Origin of the sequence: Candidatus Centipeda massiliensis, from assembly GCF_900290285.1 — a bacterium.
In the GTDB taxonomy this organism is placed as follows: domain Bacteria; phylum Bacillota; class Negativicutes; order Selenomonadales; family Selenomonadaceae; genus Centipeda; species Centipeda massiliensis.
In genome coordinates, this window is record NZ_LT985765.1 from 1 (window position 1) to 862 (window position 862).

The following is an 862-nucleotide window of genomic DNA, read 5'->3' on the forward strand; positions in this document are numbered from 1 at the left end:
ACGACGACGGATACGACGGAGCGCAACATCGACACGGACACGCATTCGGATACGGGCGTGACGAGCATCCGCGCGGAGTCGTATCAGTTCGCAGGGGTGACGGCCCCCGTGACGCTCACGGGCGATGCGAATGGCTACGGCGGCATCTCGCGTGCGGGCAACTCTACGCGCAACAACGCAGTGGAGCTGACCTCGGGCAGCTATGCCGACTTCTACGGCGGTCACACGAGCGGCGCTGGCACGACGCAGACGGATAAGAACGACAGCCATGACAATACTGTCACGGTCAAGAGCGGCGTGACCGTAACGAACGTCTACGGCGGATTTGCGGCAAACGGTGCAGCAACGAAGAATACCGTGCACATCGACGGCGCGCATGTCGCAGGACGTGTCGTCGGAGGGCGCGGAACGACCGCAAATGACAATACGGTACAGCTTACGAACGCCTCCATCGGGGGTGTGGTCGTCGGAGGTCTGGCAAGCGAGGCGAACGGCGCGTCGGGCAATACGCTCGTCGTCAAGGGCAACAACACCGCATATCAGATTGAGGGCTTTCAGAAGTATCGCTTCGACCTCACGGGCGCGAATGCGGCTACGCCAATGCTCAGCCTCGCAAGTGGCGGTGGTACGGGCATCGATTGGGCGCAACTCAGCGTCGAGGGTTCCGGGACAGGCATCACGCTCCTGCACAATGCGGGTGGGCTTGTCCTCGCGAACTACACGGGCGCAATCACAACGACGACGGATACGACGGAGCGCAACATCGACACGGACACGCATTCGGATACGGGCGTGACGAGCATCCGCGCGGAGTCGTATCAGTTCGCAGGGGTGACGGCCCCCGTGACGCTCACGGGCGATG

The 862-nt window shown here is 62.6% G+C and carries 1 pseudogene; it reads left to right on the plus strand.

The features are described from left to right. A pseudogene (locus tag C8273_RS12575) lies at window positions 1-862 on the plus strand (autotransporter outer membrane beta-barrel domain-containing protein); the annotation flags it as partial.